The sequence below is a fragment of the Orenia metallireducens genome (assembly GCF_001693735.1).
Classification (GTDB): Bacteria; Bacillota; Halanaerobiia; order Halobacteroidales; family Halobacteroidaceae; genus Orenia; species Orenia metallireducens.
In genome coordinates this window covers 17,928-39,283 of sequence record NZ_LWDV01000007.1, presented here as the reverse complement: position 1 = coordinate 39,283, position 21,356 = coordinate 17,928, and the positions used below count along the sequence as shown (strand labels likewise).

The following is a 21,356-nucleotide window of genomic DNA, read 5'->3' as shown; positions in this document are numbered from 1 at the left end:
TTTTTTCAGAAGAAATTAAGTTAATTACTTTAAAAGAAAGATTGTATAAAATTTGATATAGATTTAATAAGAGTAAAATAATAATTACTTTTGTTAAATTATATATATTAATGAGTAAGTTTTATAAGCTATTAAAATAGACTAATCTATATAAGAACCTATAAGGCTATTTATTATGAAATTTACTTAAAATAGCTCAAGGAGGTTATATTAATGAAGAAAAGGATCTTAATCTGTTTATTATTAGGGATTACTCTGCTTTTTTCAGCATGTAATGAAGAGGAATTACTCCAAAATCCAGCTGAAATAGTAATCAAAGTAGTTGATGAAGCTGGAGAGGTAGTAGCTAATGCTGATGTTAACCTAGAAGGAGTGGCAACTGCTAAGACTGATTCACAAGGTCTAGTAGCTTTTGATGATATTAGGCAGGCAAAGCTAAAAGCTATAATATCCAAATCAGGATATGATAGTAAGGAGAAGAAGTTAAACCTAACGAGCCTAAGCACAAAATTAACTGTTGAGTTAATTCGAACAAAATTAGATAAAGAGGATATGGTTATAGTTGATGCCAATCAGTATATTGATATCGATGATAATATGCTAAAATTCTTATTTAAGACCAATCCAGCCAATAGAATTAATCTTTATCTAGGAGAGAGTAGTGATAAATTAGAGAAGGTTAAGAGTAATGTAAATTATAATAATCAAGGTATTAAAATGGAAGGGCTTACACCTAATAAGACTTATTATTACAAGATAGAGGCTATAAATGGGGAGAATACTATTTCAACTAAAGTTTTATCCTTTAAGAAGATGGGTAATACCAATAACTGGGCTCCTGCTAAGTGGGCTAGAGAGTCTATCTTCTATGAGGTTTTTGTCAGAAGTTTCTATGATGGCAATGGAGATCAGATTGGAGATTTTGTAGGGTTAAAGGAAAAGATACCTTACCTTAAAGAGTTAGGTGTAGATGCATTATGGTTGATGCCAATCAATGATAGCCCAAGTTATCATGGCTATGATGTAGTTGACTACTATAACACCAATCCTGATTATGGAACTTTAGAAGAATTCCAAGAGTTTTTGCAGGCTGCCCATGATAATGGTATCAAGGTAATTATGGACTTAGTGGTAAATCATACCTCTAGTAGAAACCCATGGTTTGAAAGCTCAGCCTATGAAGAAGGAAGTCAGTATAGAGATTATTATGTCTGGCAAGATGAGTTTGATGATATAAATGAAGCAGGTCCTTGGGGGCAAAGAGTTTGGTATCAAAGGTTTAATAAAGAATATTATCATGCTGTTTTTTGGAGTGAAATGCCTGATTTAAACTTCTCGAATCCAGAGGTAAGAGCAGAGATGAAAAAGGTAGCTAGATTCTGGCTAGATCCAGATAATGATGGAGATTTCTCTGATGGGGTAGATGGATTTAGATTGGATGCAGCTAAGCATATCGATGATAAAGATGGTGATGTAACCCATAATTGGTGGCAGGAATTCAATACAGCTGTAAAAGAGGTCAATCCTAATGCTTTCTTAGTAGGAGAGAACTGGGCTGAAACCGATAAGATGGCACGCTTCTTTGAAGATTTAGACGCTTCTTTTAACTTTAGCTTAGCAGATAGGATGATAGAGGTTACAAATGGAGAAAATATTGATATTATCAAAGAGTTAAAAGAGATTCATGCAAAATATAGTAGTTATTCTGATAACTTTATTGATGCTACCTTCTTAAGAAATCATGACCAGAACAGAGTAGCGTCAGAGCTAGGTTCTGATAAAGAGAAGATGAAATTGGCAGCTTCATTATTATTGACCTTACCAGGTACACCATTTATCTATTATGGGGAAGAGATTGGTCAAATAGGCACCAAACCTGATGATAATATTAGAGAGCCTTTTGATTGGTATAGTGATGCAGCAGGTAATGGTATGACCACAATGGATAAAGGTGGATTCTATCACCCAATGGCTTATACTAAAGCTGATGATGGAATTTCTTTAGAAGAGCAACAAGGAATAGAAGAAAGTATCTTCGAACATTATAAGAGGTTAATTAGAGTTAGAAAATCTAATCCTGCTTTCTTCTCTAGTACAAACTATACTAAGCTAGATATCAGTGGTCCAAATTATATTTATAAAGTAGAGTCACCTCAACATGTTTATGATTTCTTTGTTATTCATAATTTAAGTAATTCATTACAAGAGATTGCAATAAATGCTGATGCTTATGAAATGTTGACAGCTACTAATTATAATGCTTCAGATATCTTAAAGATACCTGCTTATGGAACAATGATTTTAAAGAGTACAGCTACAGAAAGAGAGTTATTTAATGTTAGAAAAGTAGTATTTAGTTATAAAGTAGACCCTAGTGTAGACAAAGTATTGCTATTAGGGGATATGACTAGCTGGAATAGTGCAGACGGACTTGAGATGAAAGATAGAGATAATGATGGGATTTATGAGGTTGAGCTGAAGTTGACTCCAGGTCAATATAAATATCAATTTGTCACAGAAACTCATACTTTAGATCCTGATGCTCCACTCAGTTCTGATGGTAAGAAGAATCAAATTCAAATCACCAAGAGCGATAGTAAAGAGACTATGGATTATACCTTTAGTTTTGATTTACCAGAGAATGTTAATGAAGGTGATAGAGTGACAGTGGCTGGAGAGTTTAATGGCTGGAATCCACAAGCCACTGATATGACTGATAGAGATGGTGATGGAGTTTATGAAGCAACTCTAAGTTTATCACCTGGTGAATATCAATATAAATTTGTCATCAATGGTGGAGAGCGTTGGATTTCTGATCCTAAAGCTACTAAATATAGTAATGATGGTAATCGAAATAGTATCGTTACAGTTGGAGGACATATCTTTAGTTATAATCCTGATAAGAATATTAATGGTATCATGCTAATAGGGGATATGAATGATTGGGAACCTTTTAATACTATCTTAAGAGAGAATACTAAGACTGGGGCATATGAAATTAGCCTCTGGTTAAAACCAGGTCAATATCAGTATCAGTTTATTGAATTAAAGACTGAAATTGACCCCAATGCAGAAGAAATTGATGGGGTCAATATTATTACAGTAGAATAAATATCTGAATTTTTAGCTCTTGGGGTTATCCCAAGGGCTTCTTATTTTGAATTCATGAAGGAAAATTTTCTCTTTTATCGTAATAGTGATAATAAGAATCAGTATAGTTAATTTGATGTTATATTTAATTTAATCTTTAATAGTTTAAAGGTATAAATAATAAAGATATATTAAAATATATATAAGAAGATTATTAGAGTCAATAATAGTTTATAGGGGGATGATGATATGGAGATTGGGATTATTGGATTAGGAAAAATGGGTAAGAATTTGGCATTAAACTTATTAGATCACGGGCATCAGATAATAGGGTATGATATGAGTTCTGAAGGTTTAGAAGTAGCTCAGAAAGAAGGAATTGAAGTTTCTGATAGCATAGGGGAATTAGTAGACAGTCTTTCAAAAAGAAGAGTTATCTGGATGATGATACCTGCTGGTGATCCAGTAGATAATACAATTAAGAAGTTAATACCACTTTTAGATGAAGATGATATCATTATAGATGGTGGTAATTCCAATTTTAATAATACCTTAAGAAGAAATGAGTACCTAAATCAAAAGGGAATCCATTTGGTTGATGCTGGAACCAGTGGGGGTGTTGAAGGCGCAAGAAATGGTGCTTGTATGATGATTGGTGCCGACGATAGTGTCTTTGCTTATCTAGAAGGAGTCTTTAAAGATGTAAATGTAGAAAAAGGGTACTTACATACAGGTCCAACGGGGAGTGGACACTTTACTAAGATGGTGCATAATGGTATTGAGTATGGTATCTTACAGGCTATTGGAGAAGGATTTGAGATTCTTGAGGCAAGTGATTTTGACTTGGATTACAAAGAGATTGCAAGAGTTTGGAACCATGGATCTGTAATTAGAAGTTGGTTGATGGAATTAACTGAAAATGCTTTTAGTAAAGATCCAAAGTTAGAAGGTATAAAAGGGGTTATCAACTCTTCAGGTGAAGGGCTATGGACAGTAGAAGAAGCCCTTAAACTTAAGGTGCCAGTTCCTGTGATTGCAAATTCTCTTTTTGTTAGATATCGCTCTCAACAAGAGGATACCTTCTCAGGTAAGGTAATAGCAGCATTAAGAAATGAGTTTGGAGGTCATAAGGTTGAAAAGAGATAAATTGGAGTCTTGTCAGATTATAATCTTTGGAGGTACAGGAGATTTAACTCACCGTAAGTTAATTCCAGCTTTTTATAATTTGCTAGATCAAGGATTATTACCTGAAGAATTCTCTATAATTGCTACTGGGAGGTCAGTTGATAATCAAGAAGCATACGTAGCAAGTATATATAAGTCATTACAGAAATTTGTCAAAAGAGAGATAAAAGAAGAGGTATGGAGTAGCTTGAGGGAAAGGATTTATTATAAGTCTTTTGATATCTCAAATAAGGATGGATATCAAGATTTAAAGGAAACCTTAGAGAATTTAGACAATAAATATCAAAGTAAAAGTAGAAGGATATTTTATCTAGCAATGCCTCCACGATTTTTTGGAACTATTGTAGAGTCTTTAGAGAAGTATAATTTACTCGATTTCTCTAATCCATCTTGGCCTAAGGTAGTTATTGAAAAACCTTTTGGTTATGATTTGGAATCAGCAACTGAGTTGAATAATCAGATAACTGAGGTATTTCCAGAAGAGAATATATACCGGATTGATCATTATTTAGGTAAAGAGATGTTACAGAGTATGATGATGATTCGCTTTGCTAATCTAGTTTTTGAAGCTATATGGGATAATAAGTATATAGATAATATACAGATTATCTCTAATGAGAAGGTTGGAGTAGGAGATCGAGGTGGATACTATGAGAAATCTGGAGCCTTGCGAGATATGGTTCAGAATCATATGCTACAGATTTTGGCATTAACGGCTATGGAGCCTCCAGCAGATATGAGTACAGAGTCGATTAGGACTGAAAAGATAAAGGTTTTAAAGACATTGGCTAATTTGGAGTTAGAGCAAGTTGATGATTATGTGATAAGAGGTCAGTATGGTATAGGTAAAATAGATGGAGAAGAGGTTACTGCTTATCGAAATGAGAAGAATGTTGTTAATGATTCTAGTACAGAGACCTTTGTAGCTTTAAAGCTATTTGTAAATAATCTACGCTGGTCCGGAGTTCCCTTTTATATCAAAACTGGGAAGAGGTTACCTAATAAAGTAACAAAGGTAATTATAGAGTTTAAATCCTCTTTTCACCCTTCTTATCAGAAAGAATTTAATGATTTAAGTCCTAATCTTTTAGTAATTAAGATTCAACCTGAAGAAGGGATTAATTTTGAATTTAATGCTAAAGAACCTGGTAGTAAAGCAAAGATTGTTCCAGTTAAGATGGACTTCTGCCAAAACTGTCAAGTTGGTTTTAATTCTCCTGAAGCCTATGAAAGATTAATGCATAGTGTAATAATCGGGGATCAGACTCTCTTTACTCATTGGGATGAAGTAGAATATTCTTGGAGATTTGTTGACCAGATAGCTCAGGCGTGGGCTGAAAATAAAGCTGAAATACCAATTTATTCTGCTGGAAGTAATGGACCTACAGAAGCTGAGGAACTTCTGGAGAAGGATAATCGCAACTGGTGGGAATAAGGATAGATATATACTTTAGCCAGAATAAAATACTTGTATATAGTTGTTATAAATTATATCTAAATTCCATTAAGTTCTATTTAATTCCACAAATATAATTGATATAATTATAGTATCCTTTCTTATCAAGCCAACTATATAAAATAATTGATATAGTCTTTAGTAAATTATTTATACCAATATATAGTAAAAATTTTAGAGGTGGAAGGATGATTTGATGAAAAAAGAGATATTATTACTGATTATGGGATTAATCTTCTTTTCAAATTCTGTAGTAATGGCTGGAGAAAGGGTAGAGTTCAATGGAGGAGTTACATATAATAACTTTGTTTACTCTGAAATTGATAATGGGAATTTAAATGATGATTATTGGGTAAGAGAGTCTTTAAATAGTGGTACTGGATTTTATTTAGAAGGACTCTTTTGGTTAGGTAGTAAGTGGGGAATAGGAGGAGGAATAGATAGAGCAAGCTCTTCTTGGTCTTCTTTTGAAACCTACGCTGATAGTAGTAGAACAGATTATCTATCTGAATATTATCTAGATGGGTATTATGGCAAATTATCTTATAAATTAAGTGATGAGATTAGATTAAGTGTTGGTATTAGCAATCATAACTTTGCAGAGAACTATATGCAAGATAATTCTTGGGAAGATGGAGCTTTTAATGAAGCTGTTGTAGCTGGAGATGGATTGGGCTATTTATTAGAAGCTCAAGTTGATTATCCAGTTAATGACCATATTGCTCTAATGGGAAGTGTTGGTTATAGAAGAGCAGATATTGATGTAAAGGAAGTATATAATTGGAATGAAAATAAGTTGGTTGATAGTCAAGAAGATAATGCAATTGGAGTAAATGGTTTACGAGCAGGAATTAATTTAGCACTTAAATTTTAATAGTTTTAAAGAGAGCAGGCTGGTCCTGTTCTTTTTTATATGCAAGATAGTAAGTATCTTATATTAATAAGGAAAGTGATACAATAGAGAGATATTGCGACACTTTTTGAATTCACACCTCACCCTAACCCTTCATACAAAACCGGTCTCTCCTATATGTACTGAAGTCAAAGTGTCGCAATATACCCATTAAGTCTCATTTTCTACATAAAAAATTCATATAAATAAGCGAAATTTAATTTCCATAATTCACCACTAAATCTTTATCTTAATAGACTATTTAAAGGAGGTAGGTTATGGGAGTTTTTTCTTTAGTTAAAAAGATAAAAAGAAAGATGTTAAATTTATTTAAAAGGGAGTGTCATTGTAGAAACAAAGATGTAATACACCTAAACTTAGATGGTCTAGAGATATTCCTAGAAAGATGCTTTGCTTACGATAAACCTAATGAAGTGACAATTGTTGTACCAAGGGCTGAGCTGAGAAAGAAGATAAAAAAGGTGAAAATATGGAAGAAATTGAGATACTACTTAACAGTATTACAGTTGTCTCTTCTCCACAAAGACCTTCTCATGAGGGAGAAGGTGATAAAAGTGAATTAGCAGAAACTCCTGAAATTCTACAAAGAAGTATTGGTTCAAATGAATAACTTTTTTGAATATTTGATAGACTAAAAGCAAAATATAATAGAGAAAATAAAGTAATAAAGGAGGTAAAAATGAAGAAATTAGCAGTGTTTTTAATCGTTATGGTATTAATTGGTGCAGGTTTCTTTCTTTATTATGCACAACCTAAAGTAGATATTGAGGAGAGTGAAGCCGGTACTGCCAGTTTTAATAGTCTCTCACCTACGATGCAATTATTTGCCAGAACTCTTGATGCAGAAGCCCGAGGTGAACCGTATGTTGGTCAAGTTGCAGTAGGAGCGGTTATTATGAATCGTGTTCGTGATTCTAGATTCCCTAATACTATATCAGGAGTAATTTATCAACCGTGGGCATTTACAGCAGTAGCTAGAGGTCATATCTGGGAACAAACTCCAAGTGACCAGATTGTAAAAGCTACTTTAGCAGCTTATCGTGGTTGGGATCCAACTTATGGTTCTGTTTATTATTATAATGCAGCAAAAGTAGAAACTAATTGGATTTTTTCTCGTAAGATTGTCAGAAGAATAGGTAAGCATATCTTTGCTAAATAGGAGTGATAAACTTGGATTTTAGAACAATAGGTATAATTATGTTGGTGTTTGCTTTAGCGGCAGTAGGATATTGGGGATATAATCAATATAATGCAATGCAAGATGTTCAAAAGGATTTAGAGAGTGAATTAAATAATAGATATGAGAATGCTTTTCAAGGTCTAAATCATCATATAGATGCTTTAGAATCGGAGTTAGGAACAGTCATGGTAGCACAAGCTGCTGATAACTTGTCTGTAAATTTATCTAACATTTGGCGTTCAGCTTATTCCGCCCAAGAAGATATTGGACAACTTCCTCTTAGTGATCAATCATTAGATAATACTAAATCCATGCTACATAGGATATTACAATATACAAATCACTTGGATAAGAAGGTTGTCAATGGTGGATTAAGTGATAAAGATAAGAAGATGTTAGAGTCTTTTTATAAAAATGTTATGGTAGCAAATAAGAATTTAGAGGGTATTCATGATAAGATGATGCAGAAGAACTTTAAATGGTATGATAAGAAAAGAGTAAAGATGGACTCAGATGCTGATCAAGAATACTCTGCCAGTCCCTTGGCTGGTTTAGTAGAGCTTGATAAGAGTTTGAAGCTAGATGATATTCAAAAAGAATTAGAAGCGATATTTCCTGATGGGGGTATAGAATTAAAGGACAGAGATGTAACCTTAGCTCTAACAGAGATTCAAGGTAAAAATGTAAATCAAAAACAAGCAATTCAAACAGCCAAAAGATTTATTAATAACCCTGAACAGTATAGATATAATATTATAAACAAAGAGCAGCTTAAAGTTAATGGTAGAACTATTGAAACTCATTTACCTGCTCATTCAATTCAAGCAATAAATAAGAATAATGAGAATGAGATAGTTTATATCGATGTCAGTAAGAAGGGTGGACAAGTCATCTCTTTATTAAATCGTCGTGCAACTAAAGATAAAAAGATAACTGAAGAGCAAGCTGAAGCCAAAGCTAAAGAGTTTTTGAAGAATAATGGATATGAGCATATGGAGGTTGTATCAAGTAAGCCTTTCAATGATATTGCTATGGTTGTACTTGCTCCTGTACAGAAGGTTGGACAGTATGATGTAATCATCAGTCCAGACTCAGTAAGTACAGAGGTAGCAATGGATAATGGTGAAGTGATAGGTTTTAACGGTATAGAGTACCTATTACATCATAAAAATAGGCCAGAGAGTATGCTAATACCTAAACTCAGTATGGAAGAAGCTAAAAAGAAGATAAGTTCTAACTTAAATATAACCCATGAAAGATTGGTTGTAGATACCCATGGTGGAAAAGAAGTATTATGCTATGAGTTCATTGGTGAAATAGGAGATGGACAAGGGGATGCAAATTATAGAGTTCATATCAATGCAATTACAGGAAAAGAAGAAGTAGTACATGGTGTTGATGATGATTTCTATAAAAATGTAAAGTAGATTAAAATTTAATTTAAACCTAAGATTAGGATTGATAAATATCAGCTAATCTTAGGTTTAAATTTCCATTTCTTTTTTATAAAAAAATCTTGACGTATCTAATAAGATTGTATATAATAATATTTGTGTTAAGGGCGAATAGCTCAGTTGGGAGAGCACCTGCCTTACAAGCAGGGGGTCACAGGTTCAAGTCCTGTTTCGCCCACCAATTATTCAGTTAAGAATTAAAAGTTAAAAATTAATAGTTATAAATTTTCTTTTAAAACTATTAACTCTTCACTCTTAACTAATAATTTGGGGATGTGGTGGAGTTGGTTACCACGCCGGCCTGTCACGCCGGAGGTCGCGAGTTCGAGTCTCGTCATCCTCGCCATTTAAATTTGATTTTGGCGAAATAGCTCAGTTGGTAGAGCAGAGGATTGAAAATCCTCGTGTCCCCGGTTCAAGTCCGGGTTTTGCCACCATCTATTTTAAAACATGCGAAAGTAGCTCAGTTGGTAGAGCATCTCGTTGCCAACGAGAAGGTCGCGAGTTCGAGTCTCGTCTTTCGCTCCATCGAAAACCTTGATTTAAATACGAAAGGTAGCCTTCGATGCTAAGTCATCGAAACGTCGCATCTTTAATTTTTTTTCAAAAAAGTAGGGCGGCATAGCCAAGTGGTAAGGCAGAGGACTGCAAATCCTTTATTCCCCAGTTCAAATCTGGGTGCCGCCTCCATAAAAACAATTGTCAATGTACAGTTGACAATGAACAATTAATAGTCAAGAGCTTAAAAAATTGAATTTAATTGTAGATTGTACATTGCTAATTGTAAATTAGCAGTTTGCCGAGGTGGCGGAATAGGCAGACGCACCGGACTTAAAATCCGGTGGGATTTAACTCCCGTGTCGGTTCGAGTCCGACCCTCGGTACCATTATTTAATTGACAATGAACAGTTAATAATTCACAATTAAAGGTCTTTAAATACTTTTAATTGTTTTTTAATATATAATTGTACATTATCAATTTTTTAATTTAATATTGTGGGGATATAGCTCAGTTGGGAGAGCGTTACGTTGACATCGTAGAGGTCAGTGGTTCGAGACCGCTTATCCCCACCATTTATAACACTCAAAAAGAAGAGTGTTTTTTTATTTTTTGTGGAAATATAAATAGTAAGATGTAAGAAAGTAAAAGTGAAATAAAAGGAAAATTAATTATTTTAGTGAAATAAGTTAGATAAGGCTTAATACTATTAATATAATCTAATTTTATAACAAGGAGGTTGGTTGATGTTATGCAATTAAACAAAAACAAATTAATAGCTAAGGCTTTAGAAGTAGCTGCCAAAGCCCATTATGGAGATATGAGAAAAGGTAAAGAAGATACTCCTTATATTATACATCCTGTGGAAGTAGCTATGATTCTTCAAGAAAATGGTACTAAAGAAGAGGTAATAGCCGCTGCTTTATTACATGATACCCTTGAGGATACAGATCTAACTGAAGAAGAATTAAAAGGTATCTTCAATAGTAGAATAACTGAAATGGTTATAGGTGCCTCAGAGGAGTTAGAAGATAGGGAGAGTACTCCTTGGGAAGAAAGAAAAGAACATACAATCAACTATTTAAAAACTATTAATGATATTGACATAAAATATATTGCTTGTGCTGATAAATTAGCCAATATTAGAAGTATGATTAGAGATTATGATGAGATTGGAGATGAGCTTTGGACTATCTTTAATAGAGGGTATAAGAAGCAGAAATGGTATTATGAGAGCTTAGTTGATAGTTTGAATCAACTTGAAGGTGTTAAGATGTATGAGCAGTTTAAGCTAGCGGTTAAATACCTCTTTGCTCACAAAGAGGTAAATGCCTAAGTCTTAACAGATAAAAGGGGAGAGTATGCTCTAGCAACAGAGTATGTTTTCTACCTTTTAAATCAATTTTCTATATTTATTTTTAAGTATATTGACAAGAAGAAATATAATCTGTATAATTATATCGTATTAATAGAGTGAAATTTTCATTAATTTATTTAATTAAAATTAATGATTATGATTAAATTAATTTTTTTGATTTAATTGTAATAAGAAAAATTACAGTTAAACTAATTTAATTAAACTGAGTTAAATAGAATAGGATTCAAGAAATTTTGTTAGGATAGTAATATGGTATATTAGTTTTACATAATGATTGTAATTAGCTTATTACAAAGTTATATATAGAAAAAGATAATATAAGGGGGATAAAATTATGGAATTTTTAAAATTGGCTAAAAAGAGATATTCTGCAAGAAAATATAGCTCAAAGAAGGTTGAAGAAGAGAAATTGCTTAAAATATTGGAAGCAGGTAGAGTGGCTCCTACAGCTACAAATGGTCAGCCTCAACGTCTTGTTGTAGTACAAACAGAAGAAGGCTTAGCTAAACTTAGTAAAGGAGCAAAAATATTTGGTGCTCCCTTAGCTATTATAGTATGTGCAGACCATGATAAGACCTGGAAAAGACCCTTTGATAATATGGATACAGCAGATATTGATGCTAGTATAGTTACTGACCATATGATGCTTCAGGCTACTGAGCTTGGACTTGGAACAGTCTGGGTCTGTTATTTTGATCCAGAAGTTATAAGAAAAGAGTTTAATATACCAGAGAATATTGAGCCTATTAATATTTTGGTTATAGGGTATGCAGAGGGAGAAGAGGTGTCACCTGATAGACACAACCAAACTAGAAAGCCTTTAGAAGAGACAGTCTATTATGAAACCTTTTAAATTTTTTTAATATGATAAATTCAATGATTTAAGATAAAATATAGCACGGTATATTCAGATTTTTTAATATAGATTAATATATTGATCTGTTTGGTTATAATTATGGCTTAATTAAGTTATAAATAAAAAACTATATAAATGGAGGTATAACTTATGAAGGTAGTAGCTTTTAATGGAAGTCCTAATCAAGAAGGAAATACTTATCATGCACTAAAAATAGTTGCTGATGAGCTTAATAAAGCAGAGATAGAAACAGAGATTATTCAAGTAGGTAATAAGGTAATTAGAGGTTGTATTGCTTGTAATCAATGTGTTAAGAATCAAGATGAGAAGTGTGCAATTGCTAATGATCCTGTTAATGAGTGGATTCAGAAGATGAAGGAAGCAGATGGTATTATTTTAGGTTCCCCAGTTCATTATTCAGCAATTGCAGGCACTATGAAGAGTTTCTTAGACAGAGCTTTTTATGTAACAAGTTTTAATGGTATGATGTTAAGGCATAAAGTAGGAGCACCTGTTGTGGCTGTTAGACGTTCAGGTGGGTTACCAACCTTTAATCAACTAAATAATTACATCAATTATTCAGAAATGGTTATGCCAACTTCAAATTATTGGAATGTTATTCATGGTACAAGACCTGGGGAAGCTCTAGAGGATGAAGAAGGTGTACAGATTATGAGGATACTTGGAAAGAATATGGCTTGGTTAATGAAGTTGGTTGAAAGTGGAAAAGGTAAGGTTCAAGCACCAGAAAGAGAAGCTAAAGAGTTTATGAATTTTATTAGATAAGCATGATAGAAAGGATTGGTTATTAGAGACTGGTAACTAATAATTAGTAAAATCTAAAAATTAAGATAACAAAAGTTTTATAATTTTTATCCCACTTCCTTTAGCAGTATATAAGTATTAAAAATAACATATAATATTATAGATTTGATTTTTTAAGGGAGTGGTATAATGCCTATAACTGAAATAGGTACTAGTCGTTATGCAGATTGTCTAAGGGAGAGATTGGCTTTTGAACTGGAATTTTTAAAAGAGGATGGTATTATAATTGAGATAGATGAATTTGGTAATGGAGAGCTTTGCATATTTACATGTAGATGTTCTTTTACTAATGGTGAACTAGATAATCTCACTACTATATTTAAAGAGTATATTGCAAATGCTTTATCAGATGTAATAATTAATGATCTAGAAGAAGAGCTGTTAATGAAGATATTAAAGAGCAATTATAGAGATTTTTCTGATCAGCAACGAGAAGAGATTTTAGAGATAGCAATGGATAGATTGAACTTTTTGATATCTAAAGAGGAAAATGATATAATTTCTAAAATCCAACGTAAAAATCGTATCTTATTAGAGATTTTAAATTATTTAGAAGAGACAAATGAGATTACTTTAGAAGGATTTATTCGATTTAGATTAAAAGATTATTTAACAGAGCTAGAAGTAGCGATTGATAGAGCGGTAGAAGATTTTGTGGTAGAGAAGGAATATGAAGAGTTTATAAATTTATTAAAATACTTTATAGATAATCAAGAAGCAAAAAATAGATTAATTCATGTAGTAAAAATCAATAATGGTCACTTTAAGCTCTTAGACCAAAATGAAAAGGTTGTTGAGAATACATATTTGGATGAACATATCTTGAATATGGTTGATTGTGAGTTGGATTATGAGGATTTATTGATTAGTGCTTTAATTACAGCTGCTCCTGAAGAGATTATTCTTCACTTTAAAGAACCAATCTCTTTGCTAAAGACCTTACAGAATGTATTTACTGATAAGATATCTATCTGTTTGGGCTGTAAGCACTGTAAAAGAGGTAGCTTTAATGAATCTGAATAAAGACCTTGTCAAATTAAAGATCAAATTGTATAATTATAATTGATTTTATAAGAAGGCGAGGGATATATATGGCTTGGAAACTTGCGTTTTTACCGATTATTGGAGCTTTAATCGGTTGGATTACCAATTATTTAGCTATTAAGCTACTCTTTAAACCATATAAACCTGTTAAAATACCTTTATTAAATTTTGAATTACAGGGAATACTACCAAAGAGGCGTAAAGAGTTAGCCAAAAAGGTTGGAGAGATTGTAGAGCAAGATTTACTCCCTAAAGAGGAGCTAGAGAGAGAGTTAGCAGGTTTAGAAGTAAAAGATGATATTAAAGAAGCTATTGTGCGAGTCATTGATGAAAAGGCTGAAGAGAAGATACCACCTTTTATTCCTGATAACTTTAAAGTGATGATTATAAACTTCTTAAAAGAGATGGTCAATAGGGATTTAGACCCATACCTTGATCAACTTATGGATAATTTTAAAGACAAGGTCTTAAATGAGATTGATATAGCTAAATTGGTAGAAACGGAAATTGGTAATTTTGAAATGAAAGAGTTAGAGGGATTGGCACTAGAAGTTGCTAGCAAAGAATTAAAGCATATCGAGGTTTTAGGAGCGATTTTAGGTTTTATAGTTGGAATTGGACAAGCATTAATTTTAGCTAATTTCTAAATTTAACTTGACAGCTAATTTAATTATACTTATAATTTTATTAAGATAATAATTATAAAGACTATGAAGAGGACGAGTAAGCTAAAGACTTTCTTAACAGAGAATGGAGATTATCAGCTGGAAGTCTCCTAAGAATATTTAGCCGAAAACCACCTCTGAGTTGACACCTGAACCTTACAATAAGTATTAGGGTGCTCCGGTAAAATCCGTTATCTTGAAATGAGTGAAATTTATCTTATCTCTACTTTGTCATGGGATGATATAAATTTAATTAGAGTGGAACCACGAATCCTACGTCTCTAAATTTAGAGATGGGGATTTTTTGTTTTTTGTAGTTGTTTATTTATGGTAAAAAACAAATATATTTGTTTTTTAATTAGATATAACGTTTTTACTTTACAAAGTGAATAAATCTTTATTTATTAAAATAATTACGAGAAAGCTTATCAGCTTTTTCCCGTGTTACTTTTAGCATTGCCCTAAAAGTAACCAAAAGGTCTAGAAGAAAATTAAACTCTCTCAGCAATCATAGCTATTGAGAATTAGAAATATAGTACTTCTAATTCAAAGTTTGGAGTAGAATTGTTATCTTTTGAGAATGTTTGCTTCGTTCAAACATTAATTTTCTTCGGTTTAAGTTCTTTTAATTATCAATTTTAAATTTTTAATTACAAAAAAGGGGGAATAAAAATGAGTCAAGTAAAAGTTACTTTACCAGATGGTTCAAATCGGGGGTATGAACAAGGAACTACAGTTAAAGATGTTGCTTTTGATATTGGTTCTCGACTAGGAAGGGCTTCGATAGCAGGAAAGGTTAATGGAGAGACTGTTGATGTCTCTTATAAGATAGAAGAAGATGTTGATTTAGAGCTGATTACTCTTGGTTCTGATGAAGGCTTAGATGTTTATCGTCATACTGCTGCTCATGTTTTAGCTCAAGCAGTTAAAAGATTATACAAAGATGTGAAATTGGCGATAGGACCTACAATTGACGATGGTTTCTATTATGACTTTGATATGGCACATAGATTATCTGAAGATGATTTTGATAAGATAGAAGCTGAGATGAAGAAGATTATCAATGAAAAGAATGAAATTGAGAGAAAAGTTGTCTCTAAAGAAGAAGCAATCAAAGTGATGAAAGAGTTAGGTGAGGATTATAAGGTAGAATTGATCGAAGAGCTAGAGGATAAGACTGTAACTTTATATACTCAAGGTGAATTTACAGACTTATGCCGTGGACCCCATTTACCATCAACAGGTAAGTTAAAGAATAATGCTTTTAAATTATTAAATGTAGCAGGAGCATATTGGCGTGGTAATGAGAATAATAAGATGCTACAGAGAGTTTATGCGACTGCTTTTTATAAAAAGGATGATTTAGAGCAGTACTTAGAAAGATTAGAAGAGGCTAAAAAGCGTGACCATAGAAAGTTAGGAAAAGAATTGGATTTATTTAGTATCCAAGAAGAAGGTCCAGGATTTCCATTCTTCCATCCAAAAGGTATGATTTTAAGAAATGAACTAGTTAACTTTTGGAAAGAAGAGCATCGTAAGGCTGGATATGCAGAGATTAAAACTCCAATTATCTTAAATCAAAGTTTATGGCAACAATCTGGACACTGGGATCATTATCGAGATGATATGTACTTTACTAAGATTGATGATGGAGATTATGCTGTTAAACCAATGAACTGCCCTGGTGGAATTTTGGTTTATAAGCACAAAAAGCATAGTTATCGAGAGTTGCCAATTAGAATGGCAGAGCTAGGATTAGTTCACCGTCATGAGTTATCAGGAGCTCTACATGGATTGATGAGAGTTAGAAACTTTACTCAAGATGATGCCCATATCTTCTGCTTACCTGATCAGATCAAAGATGAATTAACAGGAGTTATTAAGTTAGTTGATAAAATCTATAGTACTTTTGGTTTCAAATATAAAGTAGAGTTAAGTACTAAACCAGAAAAGGCAATGGGTTCTGATGAATTATGGGAAAGGGCGGAATCAGCTCTAGAAGAAGTAATTAAGGATAATGATTTAGATTATAAATTAAATTCAGGAGATGGAGCATTTTATGGTCCAAAGATTGATTTTCATTTAGAAGATTGTTTAGGACGGACTTGGCAATGTGGAACTATTCAGCTGGATTTTCAAATGCCAGAACGATTTGATTTAATTTATGTTGGTAGTGATGGTGAAGACCATAGACCAGTTATGATTCACCGTGCTATTCTTGGAAGTTTAGAGCGATTTATGGGAATCTTAATTGAGCATTATGCTGGAGCATTTCCAACTTGGTTAGCACCAGTACAGGTTCAAATTATTCCTATTACAGATAATCACTTAGATTATGCATATCAAGTAAGAGAAGAGCTATCAAATATTGGAGTTAGAGTTGAAGTTGATAACCGTCAAGAGAAGGTTGGATATAAGATTAGAGAGGCACAGGTTCAACAGGTTCCATATATGCTAATTGTTGGTGACAATGAAGTTGAGGAAGAGACAGTATCTGTTAGACATCGTCGTGAAGGTGATATAGGTGCTGTGAAAGTTGCTAAATTTAAGGAAGATATTTTAGAAGAGATTAAGAATAAAGAATAAGCCTAAGATTAAGTTTAAGAATAAATTTAATAGAATGATTTTAGAATCAGAGAACATTTTTGTTCTCTGATTCATATATTGATAAGGTAAATTATATATTAGTGATAAGGATTAAACTTAATAAATTTTCCTTGACACAATTTTTAATATGTAGTATACTGTTAGAGGAAAACAAAGCAGAAGTCATCCGCTTCTCACCTAGAGAATAGAGTCTTTGGGTTAATAGAGTTAGACATATTAGTGCTTTAATTTATGATATTAAAGTATTTTCATGTTTAAATCTGTAAGCGGGATGACCATATAGGGTCATCTTTTTTCTTTTTAAATCTTAGGAGGTGCATATAAAATTAGTACGGATTTAAGAACTAATGAGCGAATTCGTGCTCGTGAAATTAGAGTTGTTGGTAATGATGGTGGACAGATAGGAATTATGCCTTTAAAACAGGCTTTAAGTATTGCTGAAGAGAAGGCTTTAGATTTAGTAGAGGTAGCTCCTCAAGCTAAACCACCAGTTTGTAAGATAATGGATTATGGTAAGTATAAATATGAGCAAGCTAAAAAAGCTAAAGAAGCTAAAAAGAATCAGAACATTATGAAAGTTAAAGAAGTCCAAATGAGTGTTAAGATTGAAGATCATGACTTCAATGTTAAAGTCAATATGGCAAAAAGATTCTTAGAAAATAAAGATAAAGTTAAGGTTAGAATTCGCTTCCGAGGAAGAGAAATTGCACATAAAGATATTGCTTATGATTTAATGAACAGGTTTGCAGAAGAGGTTAAAGATTTGGGTCAAATATCTAGTAAGCCAAGTATGGAAGGTAGACATATGTTAATGTTTATTACTCCAATAAGTGATAAGTAATCTCGTAGCAATTGTTGCAAATAACCGAGAGGAGGAAATAATAGATATGGGTAAAATGAAGACAAGAAAAGCAGTAAAGAAGAGATTTAAGAAGACTGGAACAGGTAAATTCAAAAAGAACAAAGCTTTTGCTAACCACTTACTAGCTAAAAAGAGTAGTAAGAGAAAGAGAAACTACAGAAAAGGTGAAGTAGCAGCTAAAGCAGATGAAAAGAGAATTGCAAGAGCATTACCATACGAATAGAGAGAAAGATTAAGGAGGAAATATAATGCCACGAGTTACACGAGGTAATAGAAGAAGAAAAAGAAGAAAGAAGATATTAAAGTTAGCTAAAGGTTACTTTGGTTCTAAGAGTAAATTATATAGACCAGCTACTGAGCAGGTATTAAAATCTTTAAATTATGCTTATAGAGATAGAAAGCAAAAGAAAAGAAACTTCAGAAGACTATGGATTACAAGAATCAATGCTGGGGTAAGACCACATGGACTTTCTTACAGCAAATTTATCTATGGTTTAAAACAAGCTAATGTTGATATCAACAGAAAGATGTTATCTGAATTAGCTATCCATGATAATGATTCCTTCGTAGAATTAGTTAACTTAGCTAAAGAAAATATATAGTTATAAAAATCCCTAGGGCTTATTGTTCTAGGGATTTTTATTATATCTTTGATATTTGTTAGATATAATAGTTGTTTTTGATATGGTTAGTTTCTTTTTATTGATATATTGCTATACTCTTACTTTTGGAGAAGTAAGCCCATCTTAGGTTTTGCCTAAGAGCGAGTTTCTTTTGGCATTGCCCCAAAAGAAACCAAACCTACGAGTTTTACCTTTGGGGTTATAAAGCAACCCCTTTGTGGCAAGGGCAGCCCAGAACCAAAACTCTTCGTGGCAGAGCCTACTCACTACGCAATTAATATCCATTGAGATTAAGAAATTTAAGAGTTCTAATTCAAAGCTTATATTAAGTATATTATTTTTTAAAATGCTTGCTTCGTTTAAACATTAATTTTCTTCGGGTTAAAAAACTTTTAATTGCAAATTCAAAAGTATCGCAATATCATTCTGCTGTCTAGTTTTTTCTGTTAGCAGAAGATATAATCTTGATATATTTATCTTGACATTTAGCCATATTAATGGTTATAATAACACTAACAAAATTGAATAGCTACTTTAATCGCTGAGTTCTATATTAAGATAGAAGCGGGGGACCCACTTTTTTGGGGCGAGTGAAAACATAGTACTGCTATATTTTCTAAGGTTACCTTTAACCTGAGTCCGACAGCTAACCTCGTAAGCGTTGAAAAGGGGTAGGGCGTAGTATATCTGAAAATGAAATATTATATTTTGTGCTTTATTTTGATGTAAATGGCATAATTTATTTATATTATCATTATCAGATATATATTATAGACGTTAAAAGGCTATAGCTACCTGCTATAGCCTTTTTTAATTATAAAATAAATTAATTTGATTTAGTCAATAATAGCCTTGTGAGGTGATGTAATGATTAAGAATTTAAGCTTAAAGATAAAAATCTTATTAGGATACATAGTTATTATCTTGATTACAATCGGTGTTGCTCTCTGGTCTATCAGTAATTTTATGACCTTAAATGAAGCGATACATGATATTATGGTGGAAAATTATCGAAGTGTTATTGCTGCTGAGAAGATGGTAGAGTCTTTAGAACGGCAAGATAGTGCAGAGTTAATCTTTAGCTTTGGGCAAAAAGATAAAGCCTTAAATATCTTCCAAGAGAACCAAATGCAGTTTATGAAGTATCTGTCAAGGGCTGAGGATAATATTACGATTCCTGAAGAAGAGAAGATTATCAACAATATTAACGAGGGTTATCAAGCTTATCTAGATAAGTTTTGGAATTTACGCCAATTGGCTAATCAGAATGAAATTCAGAAGGTTCAGGATTATTATCTTGAGGAATCTATGCCTCAATTTGAGAAGGTAAAGAATGAAACTAGAAAATTGCTAATGGTTAATCAAGAACATATGAAAGAGTCACAACAGAAGGCTAATAATAATGCTAGCCAAGCAATTTATTCTACAATAGTATTTTCTGTACTTGCAGTAATTTTAGCTATTGTACTTGGAATTTATATCTCTAATCTGATTATTAGACCGACTAAAAGATTGACAGAAATAGTCAAAGAGGTAGCTGATGGAGATTTAGAACAGTTAATTGAAGTTGATACTAAAGATGAAATTGGAGAGTTAGCAGCAGAGTTTAATAGTATGACCCAAAGATTAAGAGAGTATGAAGAGATGAATGTATCTAAATTAATTGCTGAGAAGAACAAATCAGAAGGTATAGTTAAGAGCATATCCAGTCCTTTATTGGTGACTGATGATGAGAATAAGATACTATTGATTAATCCCAGAGCTGAAAAGTTATTTAAGCTAGAGGAAGAGAATGTATTAGGTAATCACTTTTTAGAGACGATTAAAGAGGAGAGAATCTTTAATTTAATTGCTGAGACCTTAAATTCAGGCTCAGAGCAATCTGGTAAAGATAGTAGGGTGATTAAGTTTGAACAAAAGAATAAAGAGCTTTATTTTAGAGTTAGCACAACCCCAGTAAAGGATAAAAGTGGAGATACTAAGCTAGTAGTAACCTTACTTGATGATATTACTCACCTTAAAGAGGTGGATGAGATGAAGTCGGAATTTGTTTCTATGGTTTCCCATGAGTTTAGAACACCATTAACCTCTATGAATATGGGTATCAGCATGCTCTTAGAAGGCAATATTGGTGAGGTTAACGATAATCAGCAGGAGTTATTAGAAGTAGCTAAGGAAGATTGTGAGCGTTTAAATAATTTAGTAGATGATTTATTAGACTTATCAAAGATAGAGTCAGGAGAGATAAACTTAGAATTTGATAATATACAAGTAGAGAAGATATTTAAGGCATCAATCAAACCTTTTGTTGATCAAGCTAAGAATAAAGGGGTAGAGTTGGTAGCAGATGATGTAGATGATTTAGCGGTGCATGCTGATTTAAATAAAATTACTTGGGTTATTACTAACCTGATAGGCAATGCCCTCCGTTATACCCAGTCAGGTGATCAAATCAAGCTGTCAGCTGAGAAGAAAGGTCATAAAGTTCATATCTCTGTTACCGATACAGGAGAGGGGATCCCTAAAGAGTATCAGCATAAAATCTTTGATAAATTTATGAGGGTAGGAGGAGATAAGGATAAGGATACTGGTTCTGGCTTAGGTTTAGCTATCTCTAAAGAGATGATTGAAGCCCATGGTGGTAGGATTTGGGTTGAAAGTGAAGTTGGAGAGGGTACTAGATTTACCTTTACTCTTAAATTACCAAAGTAGGTGGTCA

At 32.7% G+C, this 21,356-nt stretch carries 17 protein-coding genes, 7 tRNA genes, 1 riboswitch and 1 other annotated feature; all 24 genes read left to right on the top strand.

The genetic code is table 11. The annotated features are described in order from the left end of the window. Window positions 1-213: 213 nt before the first annotated feature. The 24 genes from U472_RS03035 (at window position 214) to U472_RS02920 (ending at window position 21,349) form a co-directional block, all read left to right on the top strand. Entirely contained in the window at window positions 214-3,111 is a 2,898-nt protein-coding gene (locus U472_RS03035; RefSeq protein WP_068715404.1) for an alpha-amylase family glycosyl hydrolase, read from the top strand. Between the two features lie 228 nt (window positions 3,112-3,339). Then, window positions 3,340-4,236: a phosphogluconate dehydrogenase (NAD(+)-dependent, decarboxylating) gene (gene gnd, locus U472_RS03030; RefSeq protein WP_068715402.1), complete on the top strand. Its 897-nt coding sequence runs from the start codon at window positions 3,340-3,342 to the stop codon at window positions 4,234-4,236. Further along, window positions 4,202-5,710, top strand: coding sequence for a glucose-6-phosphate dehydrogenase (gene zwf / locus U472_RS03025; protein WP_425415761.1), 1,509 nt, complete (start codon window positions 4,202-4,204; stop codon window positions 5,708-5,710). The genes gnd and zwf overlap by 35 nt, the downstream gene beginning before the upstream one ends. Before the next feature lie 217 nt (window positions 5,711-5,927). Beyond that, on the top strand, window positions 5,928-6,605 hold the full coding sequence (locus tag U472_RS03020) for a hypothetical protein (protein ID WP_068715399.1): 678 nt from the start codon (window positions 5,928-5,930) through the stop codon (window positions 6,603-6,605). Window positions 6,606-7,113: 508 nt separating this feature from the next. Further along, window positions 7,114-7,254: a hypothetical protein gene (locus U472_RS17145; protein WP_245684728.1), complete on the top strand. Its 141-nt coding sequence runs from the start codon at window positions 7,114-7,116 to the stop codon at window positions 7,252-7,254. Between the two features lie 69 nt (window positions 7,255-7,323). After that, the gene (locus U472_RS03010) at window positions 7,324-7,803 is read left to right on the top strand and encodes a cell wall hydrolase (protein ID WP_068715396.1); all 480 of its coding nucleotides are present in this window, start codon (window positions 7,324-7,326) and stop codon (window positions 7,801-7,803) included. A gap of 11 nt (window positions 7,804-7,814) precedes the next feature. After that, entirely contained in the window at window positions 7,815-9,251 is a 1,437-nt protein-coding gene (locus U472_RS03005) for a PepSY1/2 domain-containing protein (RefSeq protein WP_068715394.1), read from the top strand. A gap of 132 nt (window positions 9,252-9,383) precedes the next feature. Next, window positions 9,384-9,459: transfer RNA gene (locus tag U472_RS03000), tRNA-Val, on the top strand. A gap of 88 nt (window positions 9,460-9,547) precedes the next feature. Continuing rightward, window positions 9,548-9,624: transfer RNA gene (locus tag U472_RS02995), tRNA-Asp, on the top strand. A 15-nt stretch (window positions 9,625-9,639) separates the two neighbouring features. Further along, window positions 9,640-9,715, top strand: a tRNA-Phe gene (locus U472_RS02990). A 15-nt stretch (window positions 9,716-9,730) separates the two neighbouring features. Further along, window positions 9,731-9,806 (top strand) — tRNA-Gly (locus tag U472_RS02985). Window positions 9,807-9,893: 87 nt separating this feature from the next. Continuing rightward, a tRNA-Cys gene (locus U472_RS02980) sits at window positions 9,894-9,968 on the top strand. 108 nt (window positions 9,969-10,076) lie between these two features. Further along, a tRNA-Leu gene (locus U472_RS02975) sits at window positions 10,077-10,165 on the top strand. A gap of 111 nt (window positions 10,166-10,276) precedes the next feature. Then, window positions 10,277-10,352, top strand: a tRNA-Val gene (locus U472_RS02970). Window positions 10,353-10,528: 176 nt separating this feature from the next. After that, window positions 10,529-11,113 (top strand): HD domain-containing protein, encoded by a 585-nt coding sequence (locus U472_RS02965; protein WP_068715392.1) that lies wholly within the window; start codon window positions 10,529-10,531, stop codon window positions 11,111-11,113. A gap of 376 nt (window positions 11,114-11,489) precedes the next feature. Then, window positions 11,490-12,008, top strand: a complete 519-nt coding sequence (locus tag U472_RS02960; RefSeq protein WP_068715390.1) for a nitroreductase family protein — start codon at window positions 11,490-11,492, stop codon at window positions 12,006-12,008. Between the two features lie 153 nt (window positions 12,009-12,161). Beyond that, window positions 12,162-12,797 carry a flavodoxin family protein gene (locus U472_RS02955; protein ID WP_068715388.1) on the top strand — a complete coding sequence of 212 codons (636 nt, stop codon included), beginning with the start codon at window positions 12,162-12,164 and terminating at the stop codon, window positions 12,795-12,797. A 168-nt stretch (window positions 12,798-12,965) separates the two neighbouring features. Then, entirely contained in the window at window positions 12,966-13,859 is an 894-nt protein-coding gene (gene ytxC, locus U472_RS02950; protein WP_068715386.1) for a putative sporulation protein YtxC, read from the top strand. A gap of 68 nt (window positions 13,860-13,927) precedes the next feature. After that, entirely contained in the window at window positions 13,928-14,527 is a 600-nt protein-coding gene (locus U472_RS02945) for a DUF445 domain-containing protein (RefSeq protein WP_068715384.1), read from the top strand. Between the two features lie 54 nt (window positions 14,528-14,581). After that, window positions 14,582-14,831: a binding site (T-box leader), on the top strand. Window positions 14,832-15,217: 386 nt separating this feature from the next. Next, the gene (thrS, locus tag U472_RS02940; protein ID WP_068715382.1) at window positions 15,218-17,131 is read left to right on the top strand and encodes a threonine--tRNA ligase; all 1,914 of its coding nucleotides are present in this window, start codon (window positions 15,218-15,220) and stop codon (window positions 17,129-17,131) included. A 325-nt stretch (window positions 17,132-17,456) separates the two neighbouring features. Then, window positions 17,457-17,993, top strand: a complete 537-nt coding sequence (gene infC, locus U472_RS02935) for a translation initiation factor IF-3 (RefSeq protein WP_218059039.1) — start codon at window positions 17,457-17,459, stop codon at window positions 17,991-17,993. A gap of 46 nt (window positions 17,994-18,039) precedes the next feature. Then, complete coding sequence (rpmI, locus tag U472_RS02930) at window positions 18,040-18,237, top strand: 50S ribosomal protein L35 (RefSeq protein WP_068715378.1); 198 nt, start codon at window positions 18,040-18,042, stop codon at window positions 18,235-18,237. Window positions 18,238-18,262: 25 nt separating this feature from the next. Next, window positions 18,263-18,616 carry a 50S ribosomal protein L20 gene (rplT, locus tag U472_RS02925; RefSeq protein ID WP_068715376.1) on the top strand — a complete coding sequence of 118 codons (354 nt, stop codon included), beginning with the start codon at window positions 18,263-18,265 and terminating at the stop codon, window positions 18,614-18,616. A gap of 550 nt (window positions 18,617-19,166) precedes the next feature. Then, a riboswitch (cyclic di-AMP (ydaO/yuaA leader) is annotated at window positions 19,167-19,313 on the top strand. A 191-nt stretch (window positions 19,314-19,504) separates the two neighbouring features. Beyond that, window positions 19,505-21,349: an ATP-binding protein gene (locus tag U472_RS02920; protein ID WP_068715374.1), complete on the top strand. Its 1,845-nt coding sequence runs from the start codon at window positions 19,505-19,507 to the stop codon at window positions 21,347-21,349. The last annotated feature ends 7 nt before the right edge of the window (window positions 21,350-21,356 follow it).